The sequence below is a fragment of the Bradyrhizobium sp. R2.2-H genome (assembly GCF_004346455.1).
GTDB classification, from domain to species: domain Bacteria; phylum Pseudomonadota; class Alphaproteobacteria; order Rhizobiales; family Xanthobacteraceae; genus Bradyrhizobium; species Bradyrhizobium diversitatis.
This window is the reverse complement of sequence record NZ_SMBR01000009.1, coordinates 378,421-385,520: the sequence shown is the minus strand read 5'-3', so window position 1 is coordinate 385,520 and position 7,100 is coordinate 378,421. Positions and strand designations below refer to the sequence as shown.

Sequence of the window (7,100 nt, the reverse complement as noted above, 5' to 3'; positions counted from 1 at the left end):
CGTCAGCCTTCAGGCTATCGCCAGCTGACCAGCCCGGCTCTCGCCGGAGAACGCGGTAACCCGCCGCCAGCTACACCACGCCAGGGGACACGATCTCATCTGCGAGACGAAATTGCCAACGAGCGCGCCGCCTTCGCGCATGCGAGCGATGTCGGCATCACTGTAGCCTAGCTCCCGGCAGATCTCCTCGTTCTGTTCGCCTTGTTCGCTGGGAGCGCCAGGGAGAGGTAATTCCGCGTCGGAGAACTTCCACGGGCGGCCAGGTAGGCGGAATTCACCGCCCTGCCGATCCGGGACATTCAGCGTCGCGCTCCAGTAGTCGGCCCATTCGCTGGCCGCGAGTTGCTCAACCGTGCGGACTTCGCCGGTAGCCAGCTTAGCCTGGTCGAAATGGGCGTCGAGTGTCGCCATGTCGGGGAAGGTCCAAATCCATTTTTGGACGATCTCTTCGAACTGCGCGCGATTGGCCCGACGCAGGCCCGAGGTGGCGAAGCGGGGATCCTCCAGCAGGTCGGGCCGCCGCATCGCCGCGACAAACCAGCTGAACGTCATCGCACTGACGATACTGATTGCGCAGACGAACTTCTCACCGTTCGGACCAGTGAAAAACGATCCATCGGTTGCACCCAGGATGGCCGGGTCGTCACCCGGGTCGAGGCCGTTGAGGTCCACATGGGCATGTTCGTTTACGGCCAACATTGTTGCGGCCATGGCGACGTCAACGTGTTGACCGATTCCGGTCCGCTCACGCTGGTGGAGCGCTGCGAGCACCGCGATGACACCTTGCAGTCCGACATACGCGTCGGCATGGCTGAGAGCGTCCGTTTTGGGCTCATTCATCAAGCCGAAATGACGAAGCGTGTGGTGGGTGAACCCGGCTTCGGCCTGGACGGTCGGCGCGTAGGCCATCCGGCCGCGCCATGGACCGCCCTGGCCATAACCCGAGATCGAGACATAGATCAACCGTGGGTTGCGCTTGGCGACGCTCTCGTAGTCGAACCCAAAGGAGGCAAGAGTGCCGGGGCGGAAGTTCTCGACCAGAATGTCGGCCGCTTCCACTAGCTTCCACGCAATCTCCTTGGCCTCGTCCTTGTTCAAATCGATCGACAGGGCGCGCTTGCCGGCATTCTGCTGCGCGTAATAGCCGGTGACGCCGTTGAGATTGATCGGCGCGGCTAAGCGCGAAACGTCCCCGCGAGGCGGCTCGATCTTGGTGACATGGGCTCCGAGGTCCTGCAGCGTGCGTCCGCACAGGGGGCCCGCCAGCACGCGTGAGAAATCAACGACCTTCACGCCTTCGAGAGGAGCGGCCATAGCTTAGCGTCCCTTGAAGACGGCAAGACCGGGGCCCTGCTTCATCAGGCTTTCGAGGCCGATGTTGAGGTCGTCGGACGTCCAAAGCGGCCGCTGCAGTTGCGCCATGGCCTCGTCAGCGGCCTCGACGCCCTTGGCCGCGGCAAGGTTGGCGATCTGTTTTGTGCTCGTGTGCGCGAGCGTCGGACCATTGCCAAGTTCGAGCGCGACCATCATCGCCGCTTCGCCAAGCTTCTCATCGTCCACGACGAGGTTGATGATGTTCCACTTCTCCAGGGTTGCCGCATCGTAGCGCCGACCCAGCATCGACATCTCTTTGGCTCTCGCGATCCCCGCTCGCTGGACCTGACGCTGGATCGCGCCCATCAGCGGGTTCAAGCCCAGCGTCGCTTCGACCGAGCCGATCTTGGCCGAACGCGCCGCGATAATGAAATCACAGGCCAATGCCAGTTCAAAGCCACCACCGACGCAGACGCCCTGCACCGCCGCGACAATCGGCAGCGGAAAATTTTCTAGGTCGCGCAGGAAGGCAAGCGAGGAGCTTCCGACCCGTCCCTCCGGGCCTTGCGACCGTTCGAACAGAGAAGTATCCGCCCCAGCGGAGAAGTGTCTTAGGCCGCTCTTGAGCAGGACGGCACGCGAGCCAGCTTCTCTTGCTGAGGCAAGACCTTCCCTGATGCCGCCCATCAGGTCAAAGCCGATCAGGTTGTGCGGTGCAGATTCCATCGAAAGGACAGCAACCGGCCCTTCGTAGGAGACCTTGACGCAGGACGAAACAGGCTTGGAAATTGAAGACATAGGCGTTCATCCCTTGATATTGATGACAACATCATTGCGCCCGTCACGCTTGATGATACAGGTGGTATCGTGCCATCATGAGGTGAAATGATGCCACCCTCCGCACTGCGTGATACTGCTGTCGGTCATGGCCTCCAGGCCCTGATTGAAGAGCTGGGGGCGTTGGGAATAGACGCTGAAAAGCTGCGACGCGCAGCGGGGCTACGATCCCTCGGCGGCACGCTCACCCAGGCGCAGCGACTGGCCGTGCTCACGGCCGCGCATGAACTGACCCAAGATCCCTTACTCGCGCTCAGGGCGGGCAAGCGCCAGCGCGTGCATCATTTCGGAGTTTATGGCTTCGCGCTCGCCACCAGCCCGACGTTCGGCGATGCTTTCGCCTTTGGCCACCAACACGTCGAGTTCGCAGGTGCCGTGCTGCGGATCACCCTCCGCCGGGAGGGTGATCGGGTCGTGATGCAAAGCTGGAACCCAAACTCGCTGCGTGGGCTGCTGCCGTTCGTTGCAGAGTTTTGGCGCGCCTCTATGGTCACCCTGAAGGGCGAAATTCTCCAGGACCACTTCCCATCCACTCTCATGCGCTTTCCCTATCCTCGGCCTGCGCATTGGCGGGCGTATGCCGAACTATTTCAATGCCCGCTTGAATTCGAATCTGAAACGATGGAATGGCACTTCGATGCAGCCGTGTTCTCGCGGCCTTGCCCAAACGCCAGCTCACTCACCGCAAACATCTGCCGAGACTTCTGCGAAGGCTTGATTGTGGGCGCAGACGGAGAAAGCTCGCTGCTCCGGGAGCTACGCAGCTACTTCCTAGGCAACAGCGGCCGGCGCTCCACGGCTGATGAGGCGGCAGCCGCGTTGGGTCTTTCGCGCCGCACCCTGTTTCGTCGATTGGCGCGAGACGGTACCGCGTTCCAAGACCTGCTCGACCAAACTCGCGCTTCGCTCGCCTGCGAGTTCCTGGAGAACACACATCTATCCGTGTCTGAAATCGCGGAGAGGTGCGGCTTTGGCGACGAAGCCAATTTCAGGAGGGCCTTCACTCGCTGGCGCAGGATAACGCCTAGCGCGTGGCGTAGGTCACGCAGGAATGACGAACATGCCTCAGTAAGCCGCTTGAGTTCAACTGCACCAATGGCGGCCTCGTAGCCCCCCGAAGTAACAAACCGCAGCTACATCCAACGCGGCAACATTCCCAATATAGTGACGGTCTCCTTGAACGAGACGCCAGCGACGGCCCCGAGGGAGCAAGCAACCCATCCGCTGAGGTTTTGATGGGTTGGCAAGTGCATCCGTCGATCCTTTCAACCCGATCTCAGCCGATGTAACGCAGACGATCGGTCTGCCCTTACGAAGTTGCGGTTCGTTGCGGGACGGATGAACCGTCTGGCTGGTGGTCCAACTCCCCTATGGGCGATGCTGCGATCTGCATCGATGCATCGCCCAACTCAGTCAAGATCTCGAGGGAGCGACAGCAGCGAAACCGGCAGGCGGCCTGGGCCCAATTACGACGGCGCTGCTTCCACTTTCCCCTGCAATTGCTTCAGCGTAGGATAATCCGTATACCCCACGGCATCAGGGCCATAGAAAGTCTCGGGACGAGGCGGGTTGAGTTCGGCGCCGACTCTCAACCTTTCGGCAAGGTCCGGGTTGGCAATGAAGGCTTTTCCGAACGCCACGGCATCAGCCCCCCCCTTGGCGAGTGCCTCGTCCGCCGAAGCTGCCGTGAAGCCTTCGTTGGCGATATATGTGCCGCCGAAAGCCTTCTTCAGATCGGGGCCGATACTATCAGGCGCCACCTTCTCGCGGGCACAGATGAAGGCTATCTTGCGGCGTCCCAGCTCTCGCGCGACATAGGTGAATGTTCTCGTGCGATCACTGTCCCCCATCGAATAAACGTCGCCACGGGGAGCCAGATGCATACCGACCCTGCTCGGCCCCCACACTGAAATCGCGGCATCCGTGGCTTCAAGCATGAGTCTTGCTCGGTTCTCGATCGAGCCGCCATATTCGTCCTCGCGACGATTCGAGACATCCTGCAAGAATTGATCGAGCAGATATCCGTTCGCTCCGTGCAATTCGACGCCGTCAAAGCCGGCCATTTGAGCAAACTGAGCCGCGCGTCGGAACGATTCGACTACGCCTCGCACCTCGTCTGTGCGCAACGCTCGGGGTTCGACATACGGCCGCTCCGGACGCAGAAGGCTAACGTTCCCCTTCGCAGCAATCGGACTTGGTCCGACGGGCAGGCCTCCCTCGTAGAAACTCGGGTCGGATATGCGCCCTACGTGCCAGATTTGCATAAAGATGCGGCCACCGGCGCGCTTTACCGCTGCCGTGACGCGTCCCCAGCCTTCGATATGCTCCGGAGCCCAGTTGCCTGCAACACCCTTATAACCAACTGCTTGTGGGGATACCGGAACACCTTCCGATATGATCAATCCCGCCGTCGCCCGTTGACTGTAGTATTCCGCCATGAGGTTATTGGGCACTTTGCTGTCGCCCGCCCTCAATCTGGTGAGTGGCGCCATGATGACTCGATTGGGAAGCAGAATGTCTCCTAACTGCAGTGGGTCGAACAACGTTGGCATGTCTCAGTCCTTGCTGGTTTCAAGTGATTATGACGAAGTACTTGCGTGTGTGACTTCGTTGACCTGATTCAATTGACGATCTCGAACGGCCCCGCGGCACCCATGCCGCCGCCAACGCACATGGTCACAACCCCATAATTTGCTTTCCTGCGACGGCCCTCGATCAGGATGTGACCCGCCAAACGGGCGCTGGTCATTCCGTAGGGATGGCCGAGCGCTATTGAGCCGCCGTTTACGTTGAGCTTATCGGGATCATAGGCACGACCGATTGCGGTCCGCGCTGTCGAAACGATAACGGCGTCTACCATTTCTCAATCTCCTCGTCTGATCCGGCGCGAGCATTGCCGCCTTCATCGCGAATATCGTTCTTTTTTAGAACTGGTCAAGCGCAAAGCCCTTGCATGACTTGCGCGAGGAATGCCTTCGGTCCGAACGTAGACACGCCGTTCGCGCCTAATACGCGCGTATTCTAGCTATTCTGGTACCACCAAGAGACACTTGCCGCGCGCAAACTGCCGCTCTGGAAAATGATCCGGCTATCTTTTCTTAGTTCTTTTTTGCATTGACTGGATTGATATTCCGAGGACAACTTGATGCGATCCACGTGAGATCCTCGCTTGCTACACGAATTCGCAAAAGCTTCTCGCCTTCGTGTACCGGGGCGAGAGAGTTCGGCGCTTGGCTCAGCAGTAACGATTGCCGCCAAAACCAGTCAGATCAACGCAATTCAAGCTCCTCGCTCGGCAGCTCTTTTGCCGGTCGATTCAATCCGGATCGTACGAAAGTCGCGCGGTCCGACAACGCGGCCATCCTTCGTCTTGATCTGCAGCCGACCGAGCGGCTTTCGATTCCGATTGTCGACCATCACATGTTTGAGCTCACCAGGCTTGAAGCAGTTCTCTTCGCCCCATTGCCACAGCGCAATGAGAACCACGTACAGCTTCTCGCCCTTGTCGGTCAGAACGTAACGATGGATCGACGACGATTCGTCATCCGGTTCGATCCTGAAGATGCCGTTCTCGACCAGCTTCTTCAGTCGGGCCGACAGGATGTTCTTCGCCAAGCCAAGGCTCTTCTGAAACTCGCTGAAACGCCCGACCCCGTGGAACGCATTCCGAATTATCAGAAGGGACCACCAATCGCCGACGATCTCCAGCGTGCGTGCAATCCCACAGTTGGCTTGATCCAGTTGGGTTCGTTTTCCTTTCATTGCTTCTCTCAGTCCGCTCCTTCGACCATTGAGTTGCAAAGTTAAACCGTTCGGACCGTGATGTCGATAGTTGAGGTTCCGGAAGCGGGCTTTTCCAGGCGCTGCGGACTGCGGCAGTGCAGAAACGTTCCCTTGACAATCCGCAAGCCAAGAGACGCTCCCACCCTTTCGCTCAGGACGCCTGAAGCCACGGCTTGAGGATGATCTTTCCGGCGCTCGCGCGCGCGGCGAGAATTCGGTGCGCCTCCGCCGCCCTGCTCAAGGGAAGAATATGCCCGATTTGCACCTGGATCGCCCCCGACTTGATCAAGCCAATGAGGCGCAGAAGTGCGGCGACGGCTTGCTGCGGTCGGGCCTGAAACCAACCACCCACGTAGTACGTGATGAGCGATTGGTTTAACCCGAGCATGGCGTATGGGTTGATGGACTTGCGCTCACGAGATGCGGCTCCAAACACAACGATGCGTCCAAAGGGACCCATGGTCTGGATGCTCTGCGTAAGAACGTCACCGCCGGTGGCTTCGAGCACAACATCGACCCCCTTGCCGTCGGTGAGCACGCGCAACTGGTCGCCCCAATCCGGCGCGGTGTAGTCAATCGCGTGGTGCGCACCGAGCTTCAAGGCGAGGTCGCGCTTTGCCTGAGTGCTGGCAGCGGCGATGACCTTGCCGGCGCCCAGATGTTTGGCGATCTGCACGGCGTAAGTACCTACCCCGCCGCCGGCCGCCTGCACCAGGACGGTCTCACCGGACTGAAGATGGGCGCAATCGGTGAGAGTTTGCAGGGCGGTCATTCCGGCGACCACGAGCGAGCAAGCCTGGTCCGGCGTCAGCCCCTCCGGCAAGGGGATGACCTTACCGGTCTTCGCCACCGCGTACTGAGCGTATCCGCCCGCCCCACCGTTTTCGAGGGACGCGAAAACTGTCATGCCCTCTTTGATGTTGCCGGCACTCTCGCCAACTACCTCCACGACTCCCGCGACCTCGCTGCCTGGAATGAACGGGAGCGGTGAAGGAAATGGATAAGGATCGTTGTTCCGCCTGACTACATCAGCAAAATTGACGCTGACAGATTCCACCTTGATCAAAACTTCGCCGGGTCCCGGTTTCGGCTTCGGGGCGTCCTCATAGACGAGGACATCCGGACCACCGTACTTGTGCAGTCGTGCTACTTTCATTGATTGCTCC

Annotated in this window: 6 protein-coding genes and 1 pseudogene; 1 reads left to right on the top strand and 6 read right to left on the bottom strand. The window is 59.8% G+C overall.

Annotated elements, in window-relative coordinates; all coding sequences use genetic code 11:
* Positions 1-9: 9 nt before the first annotated feature.
* Together EDE08_RS24700 and EDE08_RS24695 are read right to left on the bottom strand one after the other, a co-directional pair.
* Positions 10-1,314: a CaiB/BaiF CoA transferase family protein gene (locus tag EDE08_RS24700; RefSeq protein ID WP_131871041.1), complete on the bottom strand. Its 1,305-nt coding sequence runs from the start codon at positions 1,312-1,314 to the stop codon at positions 10-12.
* A 3-nt stretch (positions 1,315-1,317) separates the two neighbouring features.
* On the bottom strand, positions 1,318-2,112 hold the full coding sequence (locus EDE08_RS24695; protein WP_283810565.1) for an enoyl-CoA hydratase/isomerase family protein: 795 nt from the start codon (positions 2,110-2,112) through the stop codon (positions 1,318-1,320).
* Between the two features lie 87 nt (positions 2,113-2,199).
* Here EDE08_RS24695 and EDE08_RS24690 point away from each other — a divergent pair, with 87 nt between their 5' ends.
* A complete protein-coding gene (locus tag EDE08_RS24690; protein WP_131871042.1) occupies positions 2,200-3,261 on the top strand; it encodes an AraC family transcriptional regulator in 1,062 nt (353 codons plus the stop codon).
* 356 nt (positions 3,262-3,617) lie between these two features.
* Here the strand turns inward: EDE08_RS24690 and EDE08_RS24685 are convergent, their stop codons facing one another.
* The 4 genes and pseudogenes from EDE08_RS24685 to EDE08_RS24670 form a co-directional block, all read right to left on the bottom strand.
* Entirely contained in the window at positions 3,618-4,703 is a 1,086-nt protein-coding gene (locus EDE08_RS24685) for an alkene reductase (RefSeq protein WP_131871043.1), read from the bottom strand.
* A gap of 68 nt (positions 4,704-4,771) precedes the next feature.
* Positions 4,772-4,960: pseudogene (locus EDE08_RS24680) on the bottom strand (acetyl-CoA C-acyltransferase); the annotation flags it as partial.
* Positions 4,961-5,430: 470 nt separating this feature from the next.
* Positions 5,431-5,913, bottom strand: coding sequence for a winged helix-turn-helix transcriptional regulator (locus tag EDE08_RS24675; protein ID WP_131871044.1), 483 nt, complete (start codon positions 5,911-5,913; stop codon positions 5,431-5,433).
* 172 nt (positions 5,914-6,085) lie between these two features.
* Entirely contained in the window at positions 6,086-7,090 is a 1,005-nt protein-coding gene (locus EDE08_RS24670; RefSeq protein ID WP_131871045.1) for a quinone oxidoreductase family protein, read from the bottom strand.
* Between the last annotated feature and the right edge of the window lie 10 nt (positions 7,091-7,100).

Excerpts from the sequence above, each read along its gene's own strand:
- EDE08_RS24700 (WP_131871041.1), bottom strand. The coding sequence starts at position 1,314 with ATGGCCGCTCCTCTCGAAGGCGTGAAGGTCGTTGATTTCTCACGCGTG.
- EDE08_RS24695 (WP_283810565.1), bottom strand. The coding sequence starts at position 2,112 with ATGTCTTCAATTTCCAAGCCTGTTTCGTCCTGCGTCAAGGTCTCCTAC.
- EDE08_RS24690 (WP_131871042.1), top strand. The coding sequence starts at position 2,200 with ATGATGCCACCCTCCGCACTGCGTGATACTGCTGTCGGTCATGGCCTC.
- EDE08_RS24685 (WP_131871043.1), bottom strand. The coding sequence starts at position 4,703 with ATGCCAACGTTGTTCGACCCACTGCAGTTAGGAGACATTCTGCTTCCC.
- EDE08_RS24675 (WP_131871044.1), bottom strand. The coding sequence starts at position 5,913 with ATGAAAGGAAAACGAACCCAACTGGATCAAGCCAACTGTGGGATTGCA.
- EDE08_RS24670 (WP_131871045.1), bottom strand. The coding sequence starts at position 7,090 with ATGAAAGTAGCACGACTGCACAAGTACGGTGGTCCGGATGTCCTCGTC.